The sequence below is a fragment of the Amycolatopsis oliviviridis genome (assembly GCF_014654365.1).
GTDB lineage: Bacteria > Actinomycetota > Actinomycetes > Mycobacteriales > Pseudonocardiaceae > Amycolatopsis > Amycolatopsis oliviviridis.
Map to the genome: position 1 here is coordinate 255,006 of NZ_BNAY01000006.1, position 24,557 is coordinate 279,562.

The window sequence follows — 24,557 nt, forward strand, 5'->3', positions numbered from 1 at the left end:
GACCATCGGCGCATGGGATTGTTCACCGTTCCTGAAGCCCGCGCCGAACTCGCCCGGCTACGCCCCGTGCTCGACGAGCTCGTCCGGCTCCGCGCCGACGCGGCCGAACTCGCCGCGTCACTGCGCCCGGGCGGCCGGGAGACCGCGCTCGGCGGGATGCCGGAGTGGAAGGCCGCGCAGGCCCGGCTGGACGATCTGATGACCACCGTCCAGCGGACGGGCGCGGAGCTGAAGGGGTTCGCCCCGCTCCTGATCGACTTCCCCGCCGAACTCGACGGCGTCGACGTCCTGCTGTGCTGGCTCGAAGGCGATCCCGAACTGTGCTGGTATCACCGCGTCGACCTGGGTTTCGCCGGACGCCGCCGCCTGCCCGATAGGGTCGCCGTCGTGACCGAGGAGATCGCGGCCGGCCTGTTCGACGGCATCGCCGCACACTACGACGAAGACACCTTTCACGGCCTCGTCGCCGAAGCGCTTGTCGACGGCCTCGGCAGCAAGGCTCCCGAACGCGTTCTCGACGTCGCGACCGGCACCGGCGTGGCCGCGTTCGCCGCGCTCCGCCTGGAGCCGGGCGAAGTGCTCGCGATCGACATCTCGCCGGGCATGATCGCCCAGGCCGAGACGAAGGCGGCGACGCGCGATCCCGGCAAGGTCATCACCTGGCAGGTCGCTTCGGCGGTTCCGTCGCCGGTGGAGGACGAAGGCGCCGACGCCGTGCTCTGCGCGTCTTCACTGCATTTCCTGGGCGCGGCCGCGCTCCGCGACTGGCTGCGGGCGCTGCGCCCGGGCGGCCGGGTGGGCTTCAGCCTGCCGCTGGCGTCGGCGTTCCGGCCGTCGGAGGCGTTCGCCGCGATCGTCCCCACCGACCTGAAATTGCCGGAAACCGAGGACGACGCGGCGGAACTGGCCTCCGAAGCCGGCTTCACCGAGGTGACCGTGAAGCGCCTCGACGTCGAGTCCGGGGACAGGGTCCGGTCGGTGTTCGTGGTGCACGCGACCAAACCCTGAGCCCTACAGCGTCCTACAGCGGCGCGAAGAACGGCACGCACTTCGGCGCGGGCGCGCCGTCCGGGTCGAGCGCCTTGAGGATCAGGCTTGTCACGTTCGGGTCGATCGCCTGGCTCAGATGCCCGGAGACGTCCGCGCCGCATTTGTCCTGCAGCACGATGTCGGTCGTGCCCGGCTCGTTCAGTACCCCGCTGGTGTACGGCGTGACCACGCGATCGTGGCGGCTCACGATGCTCGTGTAGGTCGGCCCCGGCACGCTCACCCCGCCGCGGGCGAGGTCGTCGAGGAAGTCCGATGGCGGGAGGTACTCGCGGCACGCCCCGCATACGCCGTCGGCGAGCAGATCGATGCCGGGCAGCGAAAGCACGGCCTTGGCCAGCCCGGAAAGGCCGTTGAGCGACGTGCCCTTGAAGTTCGAGCCGAACCCGACGAAGTGCTTCACCTTCTTCGCGCCGCCCTCGAACTTGAGGTAGTACGCGGGCATCGTCGTGCCCTCGGAGTGGCCGACGATGTCGACCTTGTCCGCGCCGGTGCTCGACCGCACGCGGTCCACGAACGCGCCGAGTTCGACGGCGCTCTTCCGCATCGAGCCCAGGCCGCCGAACAACTGTCCACCCAGGACGGTCGCGCCGTAGGTCAGCGAATAGACGCAGTAACCGGCGTTCTTGAGTTTCGGCGCGTGGTAGAACCAGTTCGTCGTCGCGTTGCCGCCGAGGCCGTGCACCAGCACGACGGGCTCGGGGTGGTTCGCACTGGGCTTGCACGACCAGTCGTTCCAGCCGCTCGACGGCGCCGCGCTCGCCGCCGCCGGGACGGCGATCGTGAACGTCAAGGCCGCGACAAGCGTGGTGAGGATCCTCCTGGTCTTCGTGGCACCGCCGTTGGTGACCCGAGCCCGCATCCCTGCCTCCGGTTACTCGTCAGTATGTGACGCGAGTCATCATGCGTCACAAACCGGCGGCCGGAACCAGGAGAAGAACCAGACTTACGCGCTGCTTCTTGTGACAGTTCACAAGAGCTTCAGGCGCTGGCCACCAGTGTCACCCCGAGGGCGATCATCGTCGCGGCGACCAGACCGTCCAGCACCCGCCAGGACGACGGCTTGCGGAAGAACCCGCTGAGCAGCCTCGCGCCGAAGCCGAGCACGAGGAACCAGATCACGCTGGCCAGCACCGAACCGACGCCGAACGCCCACCGGCCGCCGCCGTGTCCCGCTGCGATGGCGCCGAGCAGGAGCAGGGTGTCGAGGTAGACGTGCGGATTCAGCCAGGTGAGCGCCAGCGTCGTCAAGACGATGCGGCGAAGCGATCCGCCGGTCTCCGGACCACCGGTCTCCAGTACGGCCGGCTTGAACGCGCGACGGGCCGCGAGAGCGCCGTAACACAGCAGAAAAGCGCCGCCGACCAGCGCGACGACGGTCAGGGCTTCGGGCGACGCCCCCACGATCGCGCCGACCCCGCCGACGCCGAGGCTGACCAGGATGGCGTCCGAGAAGATGCAGATCAGCACCACGACGAGCACCGCTTCCCGGCGGATCCCCTGCCGCAACACGAACGCGTTCTGCGCGCCGATCGCGACGATGAGGGCCATGGTGGCGCCGAAACCGGCGGCCGCGCTGAACAGAACGTCTCCCATACGGAGGACATTAGGAAGCAGATCGTCAACAGTACAGCTAAAGATTCTTACGTAACATTAGCGTTCATGATGAGCGATCTGCCTCTCGACCTGGTCCGCACGCTGCTGGCCGTCGCCGACGAAGGCACGTTCGACGCGGCGGCGTCGGCGCTGCACGTGACACCGTCGGCGATCAGCCAGCGCGTCAAGGCGCTCGAACAACGCACCGGCCGGGTGCTGCTGATCCGCACGAAACCGGTGCGGCTGACCGAATCCGGGCAGGCGGTCGTGCGGTTCGGCCGCCAGCTGGCCCTGCTGGAGGCCGACACCCGGGCCGAACTCGGCCTGACCGCCGGTGACGAACCGGTCCGGCTGCCGATCGCGGTGAACGCGGATTCGCTGGCGACGTGGTTCCTGCCGGCGCTCACGCGGGTGCCGGCCGGGCAGAAGATCTGCTTCGAACTGCACCGTGAGGATCAGGACCACACCACGACTTTGCTGCGGGAGGGCCTGGTGATGGCCGCCGTGACGTCGTCGCCGGACCCGGTCGCGGGATGTTCGGTCCACCGGCTCGGGCACATGCGCTACCTGGCCGTCGTGAGCCCCGCGCTCGGCACCGACATCGACCTGGCCGAAGCGCCCGTCGTCGTCTTCGATCGTCGTGACGACCTTCAGGACCGCTTCGCCCGCGAGCGCGGCACGCTCGCGAGTTCGCTGCGGCACTACGTCCCGTCGTCCGAAGGGTTCTTCGACGCCGTCGCCGCCGGAATGGGCTGGGGCATGGTCCCGCTCGCGCAGCTCGGCGACCGGCTGCGCGACGGCAGGCTCGTCAGTCTCGACCCGGACCACCCGATCGACGTACCGCTGTTCTGGCAGCAGTGGAAACTCGACTCCCCCGCGCTGGCGGCGGTGTCGGCCGCCGTCACCACCGCGGCCGCGGACCTGCTCGTCGACCCACACGGATGAGGACGCGCGCGGCGGCCCGGTCGTGAGATCCTGGGCGCATGACGCGCGCATTGCACCTGGTCGGGGACGAGGAAGCGGACCGGCTGCTGACCGAAGACCCGTTCGCGCTGCTCGTCGGGATGCTCCTCGACCAGCAGTTCCCGATGGAACACGCGTTCCGCGGCCCGCAGAAGATCGCGGACCGGATGGACGGTTTCGACATCAAGAAGATCCACGCGATGGACACCGAGACCTTCGTCGAGCTTTGCGTGGTCCCGCCCGCGATCCACCGCTACGGCGGCTCGATGGCCCGCCGGGTCAAGGACCTCGCCCAGCACGTGGTCGAGGTCTATGACGGCGACGCGGCCGGGATCTGGACCGCCGGGCGCCCCAAGCCGGACGGCCCCGAGGTCCTCAAGCGGCTCAAGGCGCTGCCCGGCTTCGGCGACCAGAAGGCCGCGATCTTCCTCGCACTGCTCGGCAAGCAGCTCGGTATTCACCCCAAGGGATGGCGCGCGGCCACCGGCTCGTACGGCGACCGCGGCTCCCGGCGTTCGATCGCCGACGTCGTCGACGCGAAGACCCTCGGCGAGGTGCGTGCCTTCAAGAAGGCGGCGAAGGCCGCTGCCAAGGCGCCGGCGAAGTAGCTACTTCTTCCCTTAAATCAACTTTCGCACAGAAAGACTATCGACAGCCGAAGAGGCCAGAACTGCTTAACCTAGACCCCAGGATAAGGTGCAGAACCAACGATCACAGCATCAAGATACTCCTTGATTTCTCTATGCCTAAATTGATATCCCGCGCCCGAAATGCGCAAAAGACCTGCCGCCCTGCCCCAGTCCATAAATTTGGCAAAGGCCCACGGTAATCCAAACCTTAGACTTCCATAAGTCGCTGCACAGAAATACCTAACAAAAGCAGAGCAGCAGAACCTTCCAAGCGCACACATTCCTCCAAACCATATGGCCACACTCACACCATACAATGGGAGATAATAGAGTATTCCATACGCCCCAAGGAGAAGACTTCCAAGAACCGCTACATTTAGATCATTCTTTATTACACGAATAGGCGAAAGCACTTCGTCGACCCCCGGAGGAGACAGTGAAGATCCCGCATTAAGGGCAATCATCAGAATTGCAATTAATCCATACAGTACCGCCATTAGCGAGTCAGACAAGAGTGCTATCACCGTGGAAATGGCAGCAACAGCAACGGCGAAGACCGCGGTTAGCATCGCAATACGTGGTACCCGGAGCAACTCTACACTGAGCCGACTTGGCTCTCGATCACGCGTAACGTAGAGCATCGTGCAAAGCATAATAGTTATATAGTTGGCACTCAAGGCTGAAAGTAGCCACAAGCCCGTTAATCCACCTTCTTCAACTCGATCATCAAAGAGCCCGAGAGTAAGACTCGGCAAATGCAAGAGAACGAAGGCGAAGAACAAGTGCAAAACCCGAACCTTTTTCTCTCCAATATTTTTCCACCAATCATAGAGAATTACTTCAGAGGTAACCTCGTTCGACGCGGTCATTGAATTCAAACGATTTACAATAACCAACAGGACGCTGATTCTTCTGGGGATATCCCGCGACTTAGAGTGTGCAGCAACACGCGAATAAACAAAGCTGCCCACTAAAGCATCTCGAACCCTCTTGACATATTCATCATTTTCCTCGCGCTTTCCATCGGATCTCGCCTGCAAAAGTACTTCGGGATGACCGCCACCCAAAAAGTAGACAACAGCAGCAGTGAGGCGCCAGGGAGTGCCAAGCACACCTTGAACATCCGTCGACTTGCGAGAACGTAGAGCCTGAAACACCAGTTCCCACTCATCAAATCGTTGAGAATTCGAGCAATGCACTCGGATGTGCCGCTCGATTTGCCGACCATCCAGCAGCGCTATGTTTACTACTTTCATGCCACGCAACCGACCAACTAGTCGATCATAGAGCCGATCACTGCGCGAAGTAACGACAATTTGACACTGGGAAGTGGTGGCCGTATATTCATTTATTCGCTCGACGGCTCTTATTGATCGCATCGTCTCACCACTGGGCCCCATCTCATCAAGCCCATCTAAAATTGGAATAATCCTCCCATCGTAAACTAAGCTCTTCACCATCTTCTCTTTGAGCGAAAATTCTAAGGATATTTCCTTTATCAGCCAGTTCTCGAGGTCGATATCACCCGGGTCCCACGATGCGAGCGACAATACAATGGGCACCCTTCCATTGCCGGATGCGCCAGCTATCAGCTGATCTGCCAGCTGTAGCGCAAGAACCGACTTCCCCGACCCGGGGGGACCGAGAATCGCCATTCTGCCTTTGGCATGGTTCGTAAAAAAATTCCCCAATTCCTCCCGTCCGATCGTACGACTCTTCGAACTTCGCCTGCCATGCTCATTTAGCACGAGCTGAAATGGAGCCGCCCTCGAATCCAGCCCATCGGTACTGAGCAACTGCGCGAGCGAGCGAGCCCCGCGCCGCTGCGATTTTGCAGCCAACTTGCCCGCCAGCTGCGCAAGGTCGTACTCCACCGAAATTAGAGTACTTCCCTTCTCCGCGAGTAGCATCAGAAAACCAACCGCCGCCAGCGAGTAGGCTAGAATATTTGCCCACCCGACTTGTCGATCGAAGACCTCAGAGGACGCACCGAAAGCATCTATTGGCAATTTAATCGCCGGAAATCCTATACCCGCAATAATTGCAATCAGCGCTACGGTGCGCAGCCATCGCCACGCGCGTTTAGAAAGCTTCAGCATTGCCCTCTATCCAGCTCATCCCAATCCACCCGCTTTCACGGCACTTATACCGACTTCTATCGACCATAGCCGGACAAGAAGGGTTCATCATCGCCCAAACAGTCGATAGTCGATACATTCGACGGTTGACGCATCGAGATCACTGATTTCGACGCGGCTACACCCTGCCGCATCAACAGGAACACCAGGATGACGACAGCGAAGAAAGATCTAGAATAGAAGCCATTGATGCGAGTCACTTCCAAACTGCACCCTTCGAGGTAGCTACTTCTTCGCCGCCCCCGGCCACGGCCCCGGCGTCTCGGCGGGCAGTTCGGCCTGCTCGACCTCGGTGCGGAACACCCGGAAGCCGCGTGCCTGGTAGTTCTTGAGCGCGGCCGGGCCGTCCGTGGTGCACGTGTGGACCGTGACGCGGCGCGTCGTCGTCTTGCCCGGCCAGCGCTCCGCGAGCGCCCACGCCTGCCGCAGCGCGACGGTCAGCAGGTGTCCACCGACGCCCTTGCCGACGAAGGACGACATCAGCCCGAAGTACGCGAGTTCCACGTCACCATCGACAGCGCCGTCGAGCTCGAAATAGCCGCACGGCGTCCCCTGCGCGTACGCCACCCAGGTCTCGACACCCGGCCTGTCCAGCCACTCGATCCACTGTTCCCAGGTCCAGCCGAGCCGGTCGATCCAGAACCAGTCGCCGCCGACCGCGGTGTAGAGGTAGCGGTTCAGCTCCGGGCTGACCAGCTCGGAGCGAGTGACCGTCACCGGCACGGCGGGCGGTTTCGCCGCGCTCAGGTCGTCCGGCGAGGTCTGTTCGAGGTGCCAGGTCGTGATCTCCATCCGGCGATCATTTCAGCCAGACCCGCAGCGGCCCCAATGTCGTGTAGCCGTTGCGCAGTGCCGCGTCGAGATCCTCGCCGCGTTCGTAGCCGGTGATCGGCAAGCCGGGGAAGCTCGCCGCGACGGCTGAAGTCGCGCCGCGCCACGCGTCGTCCAGCGCGCCCTGAGTGTACAAATTGGACAGTCCGGCGAAGTCGCCGTCACGGTTCGCCGTCACGCCGGAGACGCCGTCGGACCACACCGCGACGGACGGGTCGCCGAACCGGTCGTCGACCCGGGACCAGCCCGGTTCTAGCGGCATCCGCGCCGTGCGGGTGATCCACGTGGCCTCGAAGAGCAACTGGAAGCCCGCTGGGGCGAGATCCAGGCAGGCGAAACTGTCCTTCACCGCGCAGCCCGGCGACAGGTCGATCCCGTCCAGGACGTCCTCGACCGTCGCGTCCGGCGTCAAGGTCACCGCGTCCGGGTACAGCGGCGGTGTCCGGCGCTGCGACTTCCAGACGCGGGCGGTGAAAGTGCCCGTCCGGCACACCGTGTCACACCAGCGGGCGTTGACCCGCGCGGCGTCGGCTACCTCCGCGCGAACCACAGCACGTCCGGTTCACCTTGGGGCACCGGGATCTTCAGCTCCCGGACCTCACCGAACCGCGCTCGCAGCCGCTTCGCGAACGACGGCACCGACTCGGCGCTCCACACGCCGAGCACACCGCCGGGCCGCAGCCGTGCGGCGAGCATGTCGAGCCCGGCTTCTCGGTACAGCTTGGCGTTGCCGTCGGTGACCGTCCACTCAGGACCGTTGTCGATGTCGAGGCACAGCGCGTCGAACCGCTCTTCCGTCCGGCGCAACCACTTCACCAGATCGGCCTCCACGACGGTGACCCGCTCGTCGGAAAGGGCGTCGTCGTGGACGTCCTTGAGCGGGCCCTCGCGGTTCCACCCGATCACGGCGGGTTCGCGTTCGACGACCACAATCTCGCCGACGCCGGGGTGGTCCAGCGCGGCGCGCAGTGAATAGCCGACACCGAGGCCGCCGATCAGCATCCGGGCCTTGCCGGGCACCAGATCCGCCGCCACCGAGACGAGCAGGCGTTCGGATTCACCGTTCCGGGTGTCCATCAGGAAGACGCCGTTCGCGATGACCTCGAAGTCGTCTCCTGCCCGGCGGAGGACCAATTCGCCGCTCTTCCCGGCCACTGTGTCGAGTACGTCGGTCATCCGGGCAGCCTATCGGCGACGGTCACAGCAAGCCCGCCAATTTGTACAACACGAGACTGCCCGCGACGGCGACGTTGAGACTCGCGCCCGTACCCACCATCGGGATCTCGACGACGGTGTCGAGAAGGTCGAGTGCTTCCGGCGGAATGCCTTGCTGCTCATGGCCGAGTACGGCGATCGTCCGGCCCCGCGCGGGCGGGAGATCGGCCAGTCGCACGGATTCGTCGGCGAGTTCCACACCGACGATCGCCGTGCCAGCCGCCTTTTCCCGGGTCAGCCAGCCTGGCGGATCGTGCACCCAGTGCACACACGCGGGACGCCGCAACGTGTTCCCCCGGCGCAGCGCCTCCGGCACCCACGGAAACTTCGGCACGGCAAGGCAAGCGCCCACCGCGTCGCAGGTCCGCAGAAGTGTGCCGAGATTCGCGCCGTGCAGCGGCCACAGCGGTGCCGCGACGAGATGTCCCCAGCAGGAGTGGGCTTTCTTTCTTCTGGCCGCACGCAGTTCCGAGGGCGTGCGGACCCGGATCGACGGGCTCACCGGACGTGAGGCGTCGCGCCTCCAAGGATTTCGAGGATCATGCCCACACTGTAGCGGGATCACCTCCGACGCTCCTAACCTTGAAGCGTCGGAGGTGGTTCTCATGCAGGCGACCGTCGGAGACGAGATCCACGTGCACGGACGCACGGTGGGATCGGCCGAACAGCGCGGCGAAATCCTCGAGGTACGCGGAGAACACGGTGGTCCGCCGTACCTCGTCCGGTTCGCGGACGGGCACGAAGGGCTGGTGTTCCCCGGCTCCGACTGCGAGGTCCAGACCCGCGCCGAATAGGCGTCAGTCGACCAGCGCGGGCTGCCTCACGCGGCTCCGCCAGCCCACCACGACCACGGCCGCGCCGAGCGCCGTCAGCACCGCCGCGATCTCGGGCAGCAGGAGCGGGCCGCCACCGCTGAGCACCGCTCCCCCGACCAGGCCGGAGAGTCCGACGCCGAGATAGATCGCGGACGCGTTGAGCGAGAGGACGAGCCCCGCGTTCTGCTTGGACAGCTCGATCAGCCGGTGCTGGATCGGCGGGTTGATCGACCAGGTGGCCAGGCCCCAGAGGAACAGGATCACGGCCGCGCCGGCGACCGTGGTCGCCACCAGCGGCAGCATCGCGAGCACCACGGTGATCCCGCCGAACACGATCAGCAGCGGTCCCTTGGCGCCCCAGCGGTCGGTCGCGCGGCCGCCGAGGACGTTGCCGAGCGCACCGCCCGCGCCGTAGACGAACAGCAGCAGGCTGACCGTCGTGCCGTGGACGCCCGCCGTGGCGGACAGGACCGGCGAGATGAAGGTGTAGACGGAGAACGCGGCGAGGCAGCCGAGCACGGTCGCGCCGAGCATGGCGAGCACGCGTGGGTCCTTGGCGACGGTGAACCGTTCGGCGAACGGGACCGGGGGCGGCGCCGGGACGGCGGGCAGGACCAGCCGGACCGCGAAGGCGCCGAGGAGCGAGAAGGCCGCGACGAGCGCGAAGACGGCCTGGTAGCCGACGCTCTGCGAAAGGACGCTGCCGAGCGGGACGCCCAGGATCGTCGCGATGGTCAGGCCGCCGAAGACGAGCGCGACCGCGCGGCCCCGGCGTTCCGGCGAGGTGAGTTCGGCGGCGACTGCGCTCGCGGCCGGGGTGAAGACCGCGGCGCCGATCGCGGTGACGACCCGCGCGAGGAGCAGGGTCACGTAGCCGGGCGCGAGGGCGGCGAGGGCGTTGCCGATGGCGGTGACGACGAGGGCGGCGACCAGGAGCGTGCGCCGTTCCCAGCGGCCCGTGACCGCGGCGAACAGCGGCGAACCGACCGCGTACGCGATGGCGAAGGCGGTGACCAGCTGGGCGGCGGCCGTCTCGGAGACCGCGAGCTCGCCGGTCAGCGCGGGCAGCAGTCCGGCGACGACGTACCCGCTGGTGCCGACCGCGAAGGTGCCGAGCGCCAGCACCGCGGTCCTGGGTGGTGCGAATGTCATGACTCCCCAGCTCCAGACCCCTTTTACGTCGACTCCCCAGGCTGCGGCCGGAGCGCGTTTAGCCCGCGGAAGTCGCTCCGGGACCCCGGTCACCCAGGTGCCGCCGGATCGCGATTAGGGGGCTAAACGCAGGTCGGGCCCGGTCTCCCGGAGGCGCCCGGATCGCGATTAGCCCGCGAAACGCAGGTCGGTGCCGGAGCACGGTTAGCCCGCGAAAGTCGACTTGGGGTCGTTGTTCGATGGTTGTCGTAGTTCGATGAAGACCGTACTACGAACTCGCGGAAAGTTCGAGGGGCGTCGTACTATGGACGGATGGCCGCGACGACCCAGCAGTACGTCTACCCCGATCAGGACGAGATCCGGATCGAGGCGGTCCTCGCCGCGCTCGCGGACCCGGTGCGGCTCGACATGGTCCGCCAGCTGGCCGAATCCGGCACCGAGATCTCGTGCAGCGGTTTCGACGTCGCCGTGACCAAGTCCACACTCACCCATCACCTGCGCACACTGCGCGAAGCGGGCATCATCATGGGCCGCCAGCAGGGCACCGCGCGCTACAACTCCTTGCGCCGCAACGATCTCGACGAGCTCTTCCCCGGCTTGCTCCAGGGAGTGCTCGCCGCCCGCCGCTGAGGGTGGGCAGCCTCACCCGAAACCGGGATGACAAAGGCCCCCTCGATCCGTTGAACTGGACGCCGGACAGCTCGTCGACGTCGAGTCCACACGCGCTGTCTTCTTTTGTGTCCGAGACCTAAATCGATTCAGCTCTCCCATTCGCGACACTGGGCGAGTAATCGTTTACTCACGTACGACCCCGGAAGGAGAGCCGTGCCCGTCGCGCTGCTCGCGCTCGCCATCGGTGCCTTCGGCATCGGGACCACCGAATTCGTCATGATGGGCGTGCTGCCCGAAGCCGCCGCCGACTTCGGCGTGTCGATCCCGTCCGCCGGCTACCTCATCTCCGGGTACGCCCTCGGCGTCGTGGTCGGGGCCCCGCTGCTCACCGCCGCCGCCGTGCGGCTGCCGCGCAAGACCATGCTGCTGGCGATGATGGGCCTGTTCACGCTCGGCAACACCCTCTTCGCGCTCTCGCCGAACCAGGAGTTCGGCGTCGCCTTCCGCTTCCTCGCCGGCCTGCCGCACGGCGCGTTCTTCGGCGCCGGCGCGGTCGTCGCGTCCAGCCTGGCCAAGCCGGGCGAACGCGCGAAAGCCGTCTCGATGATGTTCCTGGGCCTGACCCTGGCCAACGTCGTCGGCGTGCCGCTCGGGACGCTGCTCGGCCAGAAGGTCGGCTGGCGCGCAACGTTCGGCGTCGTCGCCGTGATCGGCCTGCTCGCCATGGCCGCGATCGCGAAACTGGTCCCCCACCAGGGCAAACCGGTCGAGCCGTCACTGCGCGGCGAACTCGGCGCGTTCCGCCGTCCGCAGGTGTGGCTCGCGCTCGCGATCGTCACCTTCGGCCTCGGCGGCGTGTTCGCCTGCCTGTCCTACATCGCGCCGATGCTGACCGACGTCACCGGCTACTCGCCGTCCAACGTCACCCTGCTGCTCTCCCTGGCCGGGGTCGGCATGACGATCGGCAACATCCTCGGCGGCAGGCTCGCCGACAAGGCGCTGATGCCGAGCCTCTACGTCTCGCTGTTCGGGCTGGCCACGGTGCTGGCGATCTTCACCATCACCGCGAACGGCAAGGTCGGCGCGGCGGTGACGATCTTCTTCGTCGGGCTCGCCGGGTTCATGATCGGCCCGATGATGCAGGCCCGGATCATGGAGAAGGCGGGCGGGACGCCGTCGCTGGTCTCCGCCGCCGTGCAGTCGGCGTTCAACATCGCGAACTCCATCGGCGCCTACCTGGGCGGCTTGGTGATCGCGGGCGGGTTCGGCCTGGTCGCGCCCAACTGGGTGGGTGCGTCGCTGGCCGTCCTGGGGCTTTCGCTGGCCGTGGTGTCCGGCGGCCTGGACCGCCGCGAAGCGCGGCTCACCCCCGCGATGGCCTCCTGACCTTTCAGGACAGCGGGCCGCCGGTGATCGTGAAGGCGATGAACAGGATCAAAACGGACAACGCGCCGTAGGTCAGGACGTCGACCGGCTTGCCCCGGATCGCCAGCAGACCGGCCTTGGCTTCGGGCAGCGCCGCCCGGAGCAGGCCGGCGAGCAGCAGCGCCCCGCCGATCAGCGCGGCCCCCTGCCGCCAGTGGTACTGCCCGATCCGCAGGGCGGCGACGGCCACCACCAGCATCACCAGCAGGAACGGCAGGTGATGGAGCAGTGCCCCACGGTCACGCCGTTGTCCGGCCACCGCCATCAGTCCTCGTCCTTCACGGTCTCGCGGGCAGATGAGTTCACTTCGCCAGTATCCCGGGTGAGTGACGCGGCAGCAGGTCAGGGCGTCTTCCCGGCTGTCAAGAGCGGCAAAACCCACATGCGGGGTGCACACGAGCGCGGATACGGTCAAAATGTGACCGTGGCACAACCGACGACTCAGTTGAACGCGACCGAGCAGGACACCCTGGTCAAACAGATCGGCCTCGCCCTGCTGCGGGCCGCGCCGCGCGATTGGCGGAAGGTGACCGCCGAGTACCGAGCCGTCGGCAGGTACCACGAGATGACCGGCGAGATCATCACCGAGGACGGCTCCGCGCACGAATGGGTCGCGACGCACGACATCGCGACGCTGTTCGGCAGGCTCCGTGCCGGGATGTACCGCGACGGCCGCGGCACCTGGTTCAACGCCCGTTACCAGCTCGACCATCCATCCAGCTACAACCTCGAGTACAACCGCGACGAGCCCCAGTGGCGCCTCGCGCCGCCTCCCCAGGCGCTCTCCGACGAGCTGCGCATGTTCCCCCGCTCCGAGGAGAACGTGCCCGAATGGCTGATCCGGCGCATGTCCGGTCTCGGCCCGGAGCAGCCCGGACCGCATTTCCGCATCGCCCGCATCTTCGACACCATCGGCCCGGCCGGGCGTCCGGTGATCAACCGGCCCGATCTGGAGATCGAGGAGCAGGACAGGCTGCTCGAATACCTCGACCACGCGCCGCTGGTGGTCACCGAACGCGGCTACGACATCGACAGGCTCGCGCAGACGCCCGAGGCCACCGTCCCGGTCGCCTTCCACAGCGACGGGCAGTGGATCTGGCCCGCCGCCGTGAACTTCTACCTGCGCGAGTACGGCGTCTCGCCGGAGCTCGACCTGATCGACCACGTCCGCCAGAACGACTTCGCGCTGCCCGAGGTCGACGCCCCGACGCTGCAGGCCGCGGCGGGGTACCTCACCAGGGGGAATCAGCCCCCGCAGCAACGCCCCAACGGCCCGGGTGGGCCTGGTGGACCCAACGGCGCGCCCGTCGGCCCGCCTCCGCAGGGCCCGCCGCAGAACGGGCCCGCGCAGAACGGCCCTGTACAGAACGGCCCTGTGCCGCCGCAGCAGCAGGCCGCGGTCAACCAGCCCGGTCCTCAGGGGCCCGGTGGTCCCGCGGGTCCCGGTCCGAACCAGGCCGCTCAGCCGCCCGTTCCGCCGCCGCACCAGCAGGGCCCGGACCCGGCCGCGGTGGCCGCCGCCGCTGCCGCACCGGTCGCCGCCGCGGCGGCCGTTCCCGCCGTCGAGTCCACGGTTCCGGACCAGGCCGAGCAGGCCCAGCGGTACGAAGAGGACTACGACACCCAGGACTACCAGGCGCAGGACTTCCACGAAGCCGCCGCCGAGCAGCAGTACGAAGACGGCTACAAAGACCCGTACGCGCACGACGAGGCGCAGTTCCACGAGTCCGAACAGGACGTCTACGCCGACCAGGACCGGCAGGACGAGGGGTCGCATCAGCTCTCCGAGCCGGAACCGGAGCCGCAGATCGCCGACCCGGAGGCCACCACGTACGCGCGGCCTCCTCAGGTCGACGTCTACGAGCAGCCGCATGAGGAGGAGCCGGACCCGTACGCCCGGCAGGAGGAGACCCAGCCGTACACGCCTCCCGAGGAGGAGACGACCACCGGCTACACCCCGGTCGAGCAGGACGACGCCGTTCCTGAGCTGCCTCTCCTGACGCACGACGCGGAACCGAACGTGCCCCCGCCGTCGGATTCCGAGGTCACGCAGGTCGACGCGCCGCCGCAGGAGCGGGGGACCTTTGCTGCCGCCGCCGCGCCGATGCCCCGCCCGGAGCCCGAACCGCGGCGTGAGGAAGCCCCGCGCCGCGCCGAGCACCCAGAGCCGGTGCTGAACGAGCTCCAGGCGAAGTTCGACGACCTCGACGTGCCCGGCGACGTCTACCGCATCGGCGGCCCCGTCGACCACGGCTGGAGCGTCGAGCAGGTGGACGGCGGAGGCTGGCGGGTCGGCTGGTACGACGGGAAGCTGACCAACCCGGCGGTGTTCGGCGACGCCGAGGACGCGGCCGCGTTCATGCTGGGCAAGGTCCTGCTGAACCCGAACGGTGCCCCACCTGTCGACGAGCAGCCTTTGGACGAGCAGGGCTTCGACGAGGAGCCCGCCGTCGAAGAGCAGCCTGTCGAGCAACTGCCTCCGCCACGCCCTGTGCTGGCGACGCTGTCCCCCGAGGTCGCGACCGGTTCGCATCCGGTGCCGCCGAGGGAGGCGATCCCGCCGCAGGAGCAGACGGCGTTCACGACGGCCGAGGAGCTGCTCGGGGACGACCTGGACGACGAGCCCGCCCCCGCACCGGTCCCGCCCGCGCCCCCGGTGCGGCCGAACCCGGTGCTGGCGAGCCCGCCGCCCGCGCCGCCGCGCCGCGAACCGCCGGTGGCGCCGCCGCCGATGCGGCGTGAGGAACCGGCTCGCCCGCCCGCGGCGGCCAACGCCGGGGCTCCCGACGCCAAGCAGAACTGGCCGATCTCGCCGCTCAACGGCGAGCCGCCGCTGACGCTGTTCCGCGGCAAGGAGCTGCGCGAGCTGCCCGCGGGCAGCGAACTGGACCGCTTCGGTGGCCCGAACGGCAACCTGACCTACGCGGCCGGGACGCCGTTCGAGGAGCGCTCGCTCGTGCCGGAGTGGGTGAACCGGCCGTACCACGTGTACCGCGTGCAGCGGCCGCTCGAAGCCCTCGCCGGTGTCGCGATCCCGTGGTTCAACCAGCCCGGTGGCGGGTCGGCGTACCTGCTGCCGGCGTCCATCGAGGAGTTGCTCGCCGAGGGCGACCTCATCGAACTGGACCCGGGCGAACCGCCGATCGACTAGCGCTCAAATGTCATGAAAGGGCCGTTCCTGACGTTTTTCGTCAGGAACGGCCCTTTCATGACATCCGGGACCGTCAGTGGATGACGAGGCCGTGCGCGGCGGCGTAGGCGATCGCGGTCTCGGTGTCCACGTGCACGCCCGAAAGGTTCGCCTGCACCAGGCCGTTGGCGTCGATCCGCGCTCCCCGCAGGTCGGCGCCTTCGAGTGTGGCGCCCGCCAGCCGGGCACCGGTGAGGTCGGCGCCACGCAGATCGGCGCCGGTGAGGTCCGCCTCGGTCAGGTTGGCCTCGCGCAGCCGCAACCCGGAAAGATCCACTTTGGACAGTCGATTCCGGCTCAGCGAAACGAGCGAGAGATCACATTCGGTGAACGCGACCTTCTGGAACCGGCAGTCCACAAAGGACGATCCGAGCATCGAGCAGGAGCTCCACCGGGTACCGGCGAGCACACTGCGGTCGAAGGTGCACGAGCGGAACGCCGACGCTTCGTGCCGTGAGCTCTCGAAGTCGACCTTGGTGAAGTCGCACTGGTCGAAGGTGCAGCCCTGGGTACGCAGACCACGCAGGTCGGCCTCAGTGAAATCACAGCCTACGAAACTGCGTTTTTCCCACCATTGCTGGGAAAGGACGGCTTCTCGATAGTCTTCGGCGGTCTCGATCACCCGTTCAGGATCGCATACGCGCCTAAGGCCAGGTGATCCCGTCGAACAACGCGCGCAGTTTCGCCGCCCGCACCGGTGAGGACGCGGCGATCCAGCCGATGCGGCCGAGCAGATGGGCGCGGAAGTCCGGACGCGCGGCCCGGTTCTGCGCTTCCGGGCCGGTCCGGGCGCAGTTGTGGAGCAGGGCGCGCAGAGCGTCGTAGTCGGCGCGCGTCGCGGCGGGCGCGCTGTTGACCACCAGGCCCGCGACCCGTTGCCGCTGGTGCGCGGCGGCGACCGACGTCTTGTCGTCACACAGCCGGAAACCCTCGTCGGTCACGATCCGCCGGACGCCGGGCAACAACCGGTGTAGCGGCAGGGAATCCCCGGAGAACGCCAGGTCGTCGGCGTACCGCGTGTAGACCGCGCCCAGTGCTCGCGCGAGGCCGTCGAGCCGCCGGTCCAGGTGATGCGTGACGGCGTTCGCGACCGCGGGTGACGACGGCGCGCCCTGCGGCAGATGCGTGGCAGCGAGGTTGTTCAGCAGCCGCACGCGGGCCGGGTCCCGCCGTCCCCCGGGCGCGGTGGCGAGGACGTCGGGCGGGACGGCCGTGGTGAGCACGCCCGCCAGCGCCTCCGCCACGGCGGGCGGATATCCGGCGAGCGCGAGCAGTGCCGAGATCCGGCGCGCGGACACCGCCGGGAAGAACCCTTCGAGGTCCATCCTGACCACGGTCTCCCGGCCGGCGTGCGGTGTGGCACAGGACATCGGCGAACGTCCGCGCCGGAAGCCGTGTGAGGCCTCGTGTACCGGCAGTGCCTCGACGACGTGCCGCAGGATCCGGCGCTGCAACTCGGCGATCCGCGGCTTCGGCCGCTCGATCAGCCGCACCCCGCCCGAGGCTGTCGGGATCCAGCGGTAGCCGTAGTGCCGGACCGGCTCGTCCGCACGCCGGTTCCAGCCTTTCGTGTCGGCGAACCACGAGAGTTCGCCGGGCGTCAGGTCCAGCCCGGCGGCACAGTCGTCGAAGGTCGCCCAGCGGGCCACCTGCCACCGCCAGACCGGCATCGGCCCGAGAAGCGACGCGGAGGTGACTCTTTCTCCTGTCATCCGCGCGTACCCGCACGCGAAGCATGCCGCTCTCGCGCGGGGCGCCTTGTCTCGCTGTCTTCGTGCTCCCCGGGGTTGCCCCGGAGTGGGTGGTGCTCCACCGGCTCACCTCCGCGTCGCGATCACCACCCTACCGAAATCAACGGCTCGGGATGATCTCCGTGCCGGAGACGTACCGCATGGCCTCGATGAACTTCGGGTCGTTCATCCGGCGCTCCATCTCCGGGTAGTCGAGGTCGACCAGCCGGGTCTGGATCCACCACAGGTTGCCGAACGGGTCGAGTACCCGGCCGACGCGGTCGCCGAAGAAGAGTTCGGTCTGCTTCGTGACCTCCTTGGCGCCCGCGTCGATGGCCCGGCGCTGCGTCTCGATGCTGTCCTCGACGTAGAGCCGCAGGTACGCCGGGGTTTCGATCCAGTCGTCCTGCGCGTCGAACAGCATGACGACCGAGTCGCCGATCCGGACCTCGGCGTGACCGATCTTCCCGCTTTCGACGTACACCGGGTCGCCCATCGGCACGGCGTCGAAAGCGCGCTTGAGGAAGTCGATCACGCCCGCGGTGTCGCGCGAGATGATCCACGGGGTGACCGAGTTGTAGCCGTCGGGGATCGGGTTGGCCATCGGAGCTCTCCTCTGTCGTCGTGACGTTGAGAAGAACGCTAGAACCCGTATAGGACAGTTCGTGTCCTAATGCGATTTCAGCAGGAAAGAAGGCTTCGTTTCCCGCCACTCCGGCATGTCCAGCGAGTTGAGCGCCTCGACGATCCGCTTCTCCTCGTAGAAGAAGTGCGACTCCATGATCGCCGTGAGCCCGTCGAGTTCCCGCTGCACGTAAAGGATCTCGTCCTGGGTCGACTCCGGGCCGACATCGGCGACGAGTCGCTCCAGCCGTTCGAGGATCCCGGTGACGATGTCGTGATCGTGCGCGAGCTCTTCGAGCACCGGCCGGAGTTCGGGGAATTTCTCCGCCAGCACAAGGAAAGCGCCAGCGTCTTCACCGGTGTGATGCCTGGTCAGCGCCGAGCAGAAGGTGAGGCAATGCGCCCTGAGATCGCGCAGCCGCTCGGCGCGTCCCGCCGCGACCGACCCGAGGTCGTCGTGCAGCCTGGCCAGCTCTTTACGCAGCCACTGATGAACCTGAACGAGTTGATTTCCGAACGCCGTCAACCGGCCGTTCGTCCGAGAAGGGGTTTCCATGATTTCCCATGGTCCGGCGCCTCCATGCCCACGACGGTCTCTTTGCCGGGTGCACCGCGACGCTGGAGGAACTTCAGCACGGTCCCGGGTGATCGTCAAGAGGGTTCAGTGGAAGTCACGGGACTTGGCGGTGATCCGCAGCGGCAGGTGCCGGATCTGTTCGGCGAGGACGTTCACCACCTCGCCGGTGCGCTCGACCACGCCGCGGACCAGCAGCGCGGGACTGCCGCGGGCGACCCGGTGATAGCGCTGCCACACGCCCATCGTGCAGATGACGTTGATCATCCCGGTCTCGTCTTCGAGGTTCATGAAGGTGACGCCGCCCGCGGTCGCCGGCCGCTGGCGATGGGTCACCGCGCCGCCTGTCAGCACCCGCGCGCCGTGGGGGACCTCGCGCAGGCCCTCCGCGGTGACGACGCCGAGTTCGTCGAGGCTCTCCCGGATGAACTGGGTCGGGAAACTGTCCGGTGACACCCCGGTGGCCCAGACGTCCGCGGCCGCGACGTCGATCGCGTCCATCCCCGGCAGCATCGGCGCCTTGGCCCCGGTGGTGAGCCCCGGCAGCTTCTCCAGGCTTTCGCCGGCGACCGCGCCCGCCGCCCAGAGCGCGCTCCGCCTGCTCTCACCGAAACAACCGAAAGCGCCGGCCGCGGCCAGCGCCTCGACCTGCGGCGTGGTCAGCCGCACCCGCCGGGCGACCTCGGCCAGATCCGCGAACGGGCCGCCGCGCTCCCGCTCCTCGACGATCTCCTTCGCCAGGTTCTCGCCGATCATCCGCACGGTGGACAGGCCGCCCCGCACGGCGAGCAGTTCTCCCCCTTCCGGCAAGGGTTCCAGCGTCGCGTGCGGGAGGCTCGCGTTGATGTCCGGGCCGAGCACCCGCACCCCGTGCCGCCGCGCGTCGGCGACCAGCGACTGCGGCGAGTAGAACCCCATCGGCTGGGCGCGCAGCAGCCCGGCCAGGAACGCGTCCGGGTGGTAGTACTTGAAGTACGCGCTCGCGAACACCAGCAGGGCGAAACTCAGCGCGTGACTCTCCGGGAAGCCGAAATTCGCGAACGCCTTGAGCTTGCCGAAGATCTTCTCGGCCAGCTCTCCCTCGATGTCGTTCCTCGCGGCGCCTTCGAGGAATCGCCGTTTGAGCCGTTCCATCTTCCGCTCGGAACGTTTGGCGCCCATCGCGTGCCGTAACTGGTCCGCTTCCGCCGGGGTGAAATCGGCGACGTCGAGGGCGATCTGCATCATCTGTTCCTGGAACAACGGGACGCCGAGGGTCTTTCCCAGCGCGTTGGCCAGTTTCGGATGGTCGAAATCCCATTTCTCCTGCTCGTTCTTGCGCCGGATGTAGGGATGCACCGAACCCCCCTGGATCGGGCCGGGCCGGATGAGCGCGACCTCGACCGCCAGGTCGTAGAACTCCCTGGGACGCAAACGAGGCAGGGTCGCCAGCTGGGCACGGCTCTCCACCTGGAAGACACCGATCGCGTCGGCCCGGCAGAGCATTTCGTAGATGTTCTGGTCCTTGAGATCCAATTCGGAGATGTCGACCTCTTCCCCTTTGTGGTCGAGTACGAGATCGATCATATAGTGCAGGGCCGACAACATCCCGAGTCCGAGCAGATCGAATTTGACCAATCCCGCGGCGGCGCAGTCGTCCTTCTCCCACTGCACGACGCTGCGGTCCTCCATCCGTGCCCATTCGATCGGGACGACCTCGCTCACCGGTTGTTCGCAGATCACCATCCCGCCGGAATGGATGCCGAGATGCCGGGGGAAGTCTTCGAGCGCGCAAGCGAGTTCCACGACCTCTTCCGGGATGTCGTGGTCGTGATCCTTCTCCGTGGCGCGCAACGCGCCCCAGCGGTCGATCTGCTTGCTCCACGCGTCCTGCTGGCCGGGTGAGTACCCCAGCCCCCGCGCCGCGTCCCGGACCGCGGACCGTGCCCGGTAGGTGATCACGTTCGCCACCTGCGCGGTGTTCAGCCGCCCGTATTTCCCGTAGACGTACTGGATCGCCTCCTCGCGGCGGTCGGATTCGATGTCGAGGTCGATGTCCGGGTAACCGTCGCGATCCGGGGCGAGGAACCGTTCGAAGAGCAGGCCGTAGCGCACGGCGTCGACCTTGGTGATGCCGAGCGCGTAGCAGACCGCGGAATTCGCGGCCGAACCCCGGCCCTGACAAAGGATGTCGTTGTCCCGGCAGAACCGCACGATGTCCCAGACGATCAGGAAGTAGCCGGGGAAGCCCAGTTCTTCGATGATGTCCAGTTCGTGGTCGATCAGCTTCCGGGCCTTCTCGCGGTAGTCCTCGTCCTTGTTCTTCTCGTGCTCCTTCGCGCCTTTCTCGGTGAGATAACGCAAGTAGGACGCTTCGGTGTGCCCTTCCGGCACGTCGAACGGCGGCAGCTTCGGCTCGATGTGGTGGAGTTCGAACGCGCACTCCCGGCCGAGCAGCGCCGCCCGCTGTACCGCGCCCGGGTATCGCTCGAAGATCCCGGCCATCTCCTCCCCCGACCGCAGGAACGCCGTCCCCGCGGCGGGCAGCCAGCCCTCCATGTCCTCCAGCCCGCGCCGGGCGCGGATGGCGCTGAGCGCGTCGGCGAGCGGGGCCCGTTCCGGCCGGGCGTAGTGCGCGGCCGTGGTCGCCACCGTCGGGAGCCCGAACTCCAGGGCCATCTCGCTCAGCAGGTCGTTGTGCGTGCTGTCCAGGGGAAGGCTGTGGTCGATGAGTTCGACGTAGACGTTTTCCCGGCCGAAGCAGTCGATGAGTTCCTTCAGTCTCTCGACGGCCGCGGCGGGCCCTTCGGTGACGAGCGCCTTGCGCACCGCGCCCTTGCGGCAACCGGTGAGCACGACGCACTTCCCGTGGACCTCTTCGGCGACCGCGCGCAGGTCGTAGACCGGTCTGCCCTTCTCCGCCCTTTCCTTGGGCGACAACGACTCCCTGTCGAAGCCGTACAGCTGACCGGCGGTGATCGCGCGGTTCAGGCTCAGGTAGCCGTCCTTCTGTTTGGCCAGCAACAGGAGGTGCTCGCCCTCGGGATCGGCGAACCCGTTCTGCGGTCCGGACAGGCCGAAGCTGAGCTCCGTGCCGAAGACGGTGTGCACGCCCAGTTCCCTGGCCGCTTCGGCGAAGCGCACCACGCCGTACATGCCGTCGTGATCGGTGAGCGCGATCGCGTCCAGCCCCAGCCGCGCGGCCTCCTCCACCAGTTCCTCGGGATGGCTCGCGCCGTCGAGGAAACTGAAGTTCGAATGACAGTGCAGTTCGGCGTACGGCACCCGGCGCGCGGTGGCTCCGTCGTCCTCGCCGATCTGCCCCGTCAGGTCCGGGGGCGGCTGGTAGCCCTCCCGTTTGGCGCTCCACGCGGGGCTGTCACCGCCGTCGCCGGGCTGGACCTCGCCCGCGAGCTCGCGGGCGAGGTCCCTCCACGGCCGCGGAGGATTGTCCCAGCCCATCGGTCACCGGTTCTCGATCGAACGTCTCGGCGCGGGGACGAACACTTCCGCTCGCGGGACGCACGCCGCCCAGGCCGTGTCCAACTCGGCACGCTGCACCGGGATGGCCGGTTCCTCCAGCCAGCGCCGCACCAGCCGCGTGTACTCCTCGTCCATGTTCAGTCGTACTTCCCTTCCAGTGTCCACATCGGATTCCTGTGGTGTTCGAAGCGGAGCAGCACCGCCTCCTCGGCGTCCCGCCCGTCGGCCAGCAGCACCTGCACCCGGATCCGGGTGCCCGACCGCGCGTGGCCCGCCCCGGCCCGGACGCCGACCAGCCACGGCCCGGCCCAGGCCAGGACCTCGCGCGGCTCGGCGCCTTCGAAGCTCACGAGGAACGGCGCGGCGGTGATCCGGCGCCGCGCGGTGATCTCCACGACGCGTCCGTTCTCGTCCAGCACCTGGGCGGGCACCGGCCGGGCGAACACCGTCGCCGGGGAGGGCGACGGGAGCCTCCCGGCCCAGTTCGCGTCCGCCTGCGCCGACTTCTCCCGCCTGTCGCCCCACGGCACCAGCCGGACACGCTCGACCGGATCGCGACCGCCGTCGAGCACCGCGGTGAAGACGCTCTCCGGGCCGAGCAGCCCCTGCACCCGCACCAGGGCGCGACCGGCTCGCTCGCCGGACAGCCCTTCGTCCTCGGTGGCCGGGCGCAAGGTGCCCGACGCGCCCGATTGCCACAATCCGAGTTGCAGCGACCGGCCTTCGACGGTCTCCTCCGGCTCCAGCCGCAGCCGGACGACTCCGGATCGGGGCCGCGCCAAGGTGTCCCGGACCTTCAGCCAGCCCTCGAACTGCCAGCGCACCCTGTCCGCGACGCCGAGCGGGGTCAGCGGTTCGGCGCAGCGCCACACCCGGCCGAGTTGTTCACCGGTCTCGGTGGTGGCGTAGATGCCGAGGCGGGTGCAGGCCAGTCCGTGCGCGGAAAGCCCGGCGTGGAAACGTTCGCCGAGTCCTTTCGCCACGAACGCGGCGGCGTCGACCCGGTCGATCGGCGGGTCGAACGCCTTCGCGAGCGAGAGTTCCGGTGGCGGGCGACGGCGCAGCGGCGGGCGTTCGGATCGTCCCCGCGCCAGCCGGTGCGCGAGCACGCCCTCCATGCCGAAACGCGCTGAGACGTCGCTTTCGTCGAGCGCCGCGAAGGCGCCCAACGTGCGAAGGCCGAGCTGTTTGAGCAAGGTGACCAGTTCGGTTCGGCCGGCTTCGGGCTGGTCGAGTTCGCGGATGGGCAGCGGGGCCAGGAACTCCGCCGTCCCGCCGGGCCCGACCAGCGTCGAACGCCGGGCGGCGAGCGTCGCGGCGAACAGGCCCTCGGCGACGCCGACCTGGCATTCCACCCCCGCCGCCACGGACACCTCGTCCACCAGCCGTTCGAGGAGGCCGTGCTCGCCGCCGAAGTACCCGGCCGCGCCGTCGACCGGGACGGCGACGATCCCCGGGCGCACCACCTCGACGCCGACGGCCAGTTCCTCCACCGCCCGTGCGACGGATTCGAAGAGCCGGGCGTCACGGCCGTCGTCCTCGCCGAAGACCGCCAGCTCCGGGCAACAGGACTGGGCCTCGCGCCGCCGCATCCCGCGGCGGACGCCGTACCCTCTGGCGACCGCGGTACAGGCGACCACGCGGTTCGCCGAGAAGACCGCGGCCGGGCGGCCGACGGGCTCGCCCGCGACGGCCGCCGCGGCGACCGCGGGCCAGTCCGGGCACCACAGCACCAGCATGCGTACAGGTGGATTCACGCCGTCCCCCACCTCGTGGTGACCGCCGCGGGAAAGTCGGCCTTCCGCACCTCGCCCTCACTGGGAAACCGCAGCGACGCCGACATCGGCCGGGCGGCCGCACCCCGGCCACCCGTCCGTACCTCCACCTCACGAGCCCGCAGGTAGCCCGCGCCGTCGCCGGTGAGACCCGTCCAGCGCGAGCGACGACAGCTCAGCTCGACCTCCGCACCGGGCCAGGAGCCCAGTGAGAGCAGGACCGAGCCACGGTTGCGAGCGCGGGCGGACAGCCGTCTCGCCACGTCGGGCCGGGCGAGCCCCGGACCGACGACCACGAGATCGAAGCCGTCGAGCAGGGCCGCGGTCACCGCCGGGAACTCGGCGCCAGGACGGGGGACCAGCGCCAGCCTGCCCACCTCGACCCCGAGTTCCGCGGCGGCGACCACCCCGAGCGCAGGCAGGCCGACCGCGACCGCCCACGCACCGCCGGCGGTCGCGGCGGCCAGCAGAGCGAGCATCAGTGACGTGGACCCCAGCACCGAAACGGTGCTCCCGCGCCGGAGCCCCGCGGCGGGCAGCAGACCGGACAACGCCGGGGACACCGGGAGCACCCTTCCCGTCGTCCTCGCGTGTTCGGCCGCGGAAGCCACGCCACTGGCCGTGCTCACTCCCGGCAAGGCCGCCAGCCTCGCCAACGGCAAGGCCCGTGCCTCGACCACCTCCGCTGTCACCGGACCCCGCCTCCCCACGACATCTAGACCGTCCTTTGTGGACGGCACTGGACGCGCCACGGGGAAGGCGGCACTTCGAACGCTTGT

General features: G+C 68.0%; 24 protein-coding genes. 7 read left to right on the top strand and 17 right to left on the bottom strand.

Going from position 1 to position 24,557, the window contains the following annotated elements:
* Positions 1-12 precede the first annotated feature (12 nt).
* Positions 13-1,008: a DUF2203 family protein gene (locus IE302_RS26430; RefSeq protein ID WP_191257168.1), complete on the top strand. Its 996-nt coding sequence runs from the start codon at positions 13-15 to the stop codon at positions 1,006-1,008.
* A 13-nt stretch (positions 1,009-1,021) separates the two neighbouring features.
* Here IE302_RS26430 and IE302_RS26435 read toward each other — a convergent pair whose 3' ends face one another.
* Together IE302_RS26435 and IE302_RS26440 are read right to left on the bottom strand one after the other, a co-directional pair.
* Positions 1,022-1,909 (bottom strand): esterase/lipase family protein, encoded by an 888-nt coding sequence (locus IE302_RS26435; protein ID WP_191257169.1) that lies wholly within the window; start codon positions 1,907-1,909, stop codon positions 1,022-1,024.
* A 119-nt stretch (positions 1,910-2,028) separates the two neighbouring features.
* The gene (locus IE302_RS26440) at positions 2,029-2,643 is read right to left on the bottom strand and encodes a LysE/ArgO family amino acid transporter (protein ID WP_191257170.1); all 615 of its coding nucleotides are present in this window, start codon (positions 2,641-2,643) and stop codon (positions 2,029-2,031) included.
* A gap of 66 nt (positions 2,644-2,709) precedes the next feature.
* Here IE302_RS26440 and IE302_RS26445 point away from each other — a divergent pair, with 66 nt between their 5' ends.
* Both IE302_RS26445 and IE302_RS26450 read left to right on the top strand, forming a co-directional pair.
* Positions 2,710-3,588 carry a LysR family transcriptional regulator ArgP gene (locus tag IE302_RS26445; protein WP_191257171.1) on the top strand — a complete coding sequence of 293 codons (879 nt, stop codon included), beginning with the start codon at positions 2,710-2,712 and terminating at the stop codon, positions 3,586-3,588.
* A 38-nt stretch (positions 3,589-3,626) separates the two neighbouring features.
* Positions 3,627-4,214: an HhH-GPD-type base excision DNA repair protein gene (locus tag IE302_RS26450; RefSeq protein ID WP_191257172.1), complete on the top strand. Its 588-nt coding sequence runs from the start codon at positions 3,627-3,629 to the stop codon at positions 4,212-4,214.
* Between the two features lie 71 nt (positions 4,215-4,285).
* Here IE302_RS26450 and IE302_RS26455 read toward each other — a convergent pair whose 3' ends face one another.
* The 5 genes from IE302_RS26455 to IE302_RS26475 form a co-directional block, all read right to left on the bottom strand.
* A complete protein-coding gene (locus IE302_RS26455; protein ID WP_191257173.1) occupies positions 4,286-6,334 on the bottom strand; it encodes an NACHT domain-containing protein in 2,049 nt (682 codons plus the stop codon).
* 264 nt (positions 6,335-6,598) lie between these two features.
* Positions 6,599-7,165 (bottom strand): GNAT family N-acetyltransferase, encoded by a 567-nt coding sequence (locus IE302_RS26460; RefSeq protein ID WP_191257174.1) that lies wholly within the window; start codon positions 7,163-7,165, stop codon positions 6,599-6,601.
* 7 nt (positions 7,166-7,172) lie between these two features.
* Positions 7,173-7,754: a hypothetical protein gene (locus IE302_RS26465; protein WP_191257175.1), complete on the bottom strand. Its 582-nt coding sequence runs from the start codon at positions 7,752-7,754 to the stop codon at positions 7,173-7,175.
* On the bottom strand, positions 7,736-8,380 hold the full coding sequence (locus tag IE302_RS26470) for a spermine/spermidine synthase domain-containing protein (protein ID WP_191257176.1): 645 nt from the start codon (positions 8,378-8,380) through the stop codon (positions 7,736-7,738). The genes IE302_RS26465 and IE302_RS26470 overlap by 19 nt, the downstream gene beginning before the upstream one ends.
* Positions 8,381-8,402: 22 nt before the next feature.
* Positions 8,403-8,921: a TrmH family RNA methyltransferase gene (locus IE302_RS26475; protein ID WP_229907942.1), complete on the bottom strand. Its 519-nt coding sequence runs from the start codon at positions 8,919-8,921 to the stop codon at positions 8,403-8,405.
* Positions 8,922-9,024: 103 nt separating this feature from the next.
* On the opposite strand from IE302_RS26475, the gene IE302_RS26480 reads away from it, so the two are divergent.
* On the top strand, positions 9,025-9,213 hold the full coding sequence (locus IE302_RS26480; RefSeq protein WP_191257177.1) for a DUF1918 domain-containing protein: 189 nt from the start codon (positions 9,025-9,027) through the stop codon (positions 9,211-9,213).
* A 3-nt stretch (positions 9,214-9,216) separates the two neighbouring features.
* Here the strand turns inward: IE302_RS26480 and IE302_RS26485 are convergent, their stop codons facing one another.
* Positions 9,217-10,386 carry an MFS transporter gene (locus tag IE302_RS26485; RefSeq protein ID WP_191257178.1) on the bottom strand — a complete coding sequence of 390 codons (1,170 nt, stop codon included), beginning with the start codon at positions 10,384-10,386 and terminating at the stop codon, positions 9,217-9,219.
* A gap of 312 nt (positions 10,387-10,698) precedes the next feature.
* Between IE302_RS26485 and IE302_RS26490 the strand changes: the two genes are divergently transcribed.
* Complete coding sequence (locus tag IE302_RS26490; protein ID WP_191257179.1) at positions 10,699-11,016, top strand: ArsR/SmtB family transcription factor; 318 nt, start codon at positions 10,699-10,701, stop codon at positions 11,014-11,016.
* A gap of 195 nt (positions 11,017-11,211) precedes the next feature.
* Positions 11,212-12,384, top strand: coding sequence for an MFS transporter (locus tag IE302_RS26495; protein ID WP_191257180.1), 1,173 nt, complete (start codon positions 11,212-11,214; stop codon positions 12,382-12,384).
* 4 nt (positions 12,385-12,388) lie between these two features.
* Here the strand turns inward: IE302_RS26495 and IE302_RS26500 are convergent, their stop codons facing one another.
* Positions 12,389-12,688 (bottom strand): DUF3017 domain-containing protein, encoded by a 300-nt coding sequence (locus tag IE302_RS26500; RefSeq protein WP_007032100.1) that lies wholly within the window; start codon positions 12,686-12,688, stop codon positions 12,389-12,391.
* A 153-nt stretch (positions 12,689-12,841) separates the two neighbouring features.
* Between IE302_RS26500 and IE302_RS26505 the strand changes: the two genes are divergently transcribed.
* A complete protein-coding gene (locus IE302_RS26505; RefSeq protein WP_191257181.1) occupies positions 12,842-15,574 on the top strand; it encodes a TNT domain-containing protein in 2,733 nt (910 codons plus the stop codon).
* Between the two features lie 73 nt (positions 15,575-15,647).
* Here the strand turns inward: IE302_RS26505 and IE302_RS26510 are convergent, their stop codons facing one another.
* The 8 genes from IE302_RS26510 to imuA' all read right to left on the bottom strand — a co-directional run bounded on the left by IE302_RS26510 (position 15,648) and on the right by imuA' (position 24,470).
* Entirely contained in the window at positions 15,648-16,235 is a 588-nt protein-coding gene (locus IE302_RS26510; RefSeq protein WP_191257182.1) for a pentapeptide repeat-containing protein, read from the bottom strand.
* Positions 16,236-16,257: 22 nt separating this feature from the next.
* Positions 16,258-17,325 carry a reverse transcriptase family protein gene (locus IE302_RS26515; RefSeq protein WP_229907943.1) on the bottom strand — a complete coding sequence of 356 codons (1,068 nt, stop codon included), beginning with the start codon at positions 17,323-17,325 and terminating at the stop codon, positions 16,258-16,260.
* 139 nt (positions 17,326-17,464) lie between these two features.
* On the bottom strand, positions 17,465-17,947 hold the full coding sequence (locus IE302_RS26520; protein WP_191257183.1) for a VOC family protein: 483 nt from the start codon (positions 17,945-17,947) through the stop codon (positions 17,465-17,467).
* A 66-nt stretch (positions 17,948-18,013) separates the two neighbouring features.
* Positions 18,014-18,523, bottom strand: a complete 510-nt coding sequence (locus tag IE302_RS26525) for a hemerythrin domain-containing protein (RefSeq protein ID WP_191257184.1) — start codon at positions 18,521-18,523, stop codon at positions 18,014-18,016.
* A 105-nt stretch (positions 18,524-18,628) separates the two neighbouring features.
* The gene (locus tag IE302_RS26530; RefSeq protein ID WP_191257185.1) at positions 18,629-21,982 is read right to left on the bottom strand and encodes an error-prone DNA polymerase; all 3,354 of its coding nucleotides are present in this window, start codon (positions 21,980-21,982) and stop codon (positions 18,629-18,631) included.
* 3 nt (positions 21,983-21,985) lie between these two features.
* Positions 21,986-22,138, bottom strand: a complete 153-nt coding sequence (locus tag IE302_RS26535) for a hypothetical protein (RefSeq protein ID WP_167406425.1) — start codon at positions 22,136-22,138, stop codon at positions 21,986-21,988.
* Positions 22,139-22,140: 2 nt separating this feature from the next.
* Positions 22,141-23,742 carry a DNA polymerase Y family protein gene (locus IE302_RS26540; RefSeq protein WP_191257398.1) on the bottom strand — a complete coding sequence of 534 codons (1,602 nt, stop codon included), beginning with the start codon at positions 23,740-23,742 and terminating at the stop codon, positions 22,141-22,143.
* A 14-nt stretch (positions 23,743-23,756) separates the two neighbouring features.
* On the bottom strand, positions 23,757-24,470 hold the full coding sequence (gene imuA' / locus IE302_RS26545; protein WP_229907944.1) for a DnaE2-dependent mutagenesis accessory factor ImuA': 714 nt from the start codon (positions 24,468-24,470) through the stop codon (positions 23,757-23,759).
* Positions 24,471-24,557 lie beyond the last annotated feature (87 nt).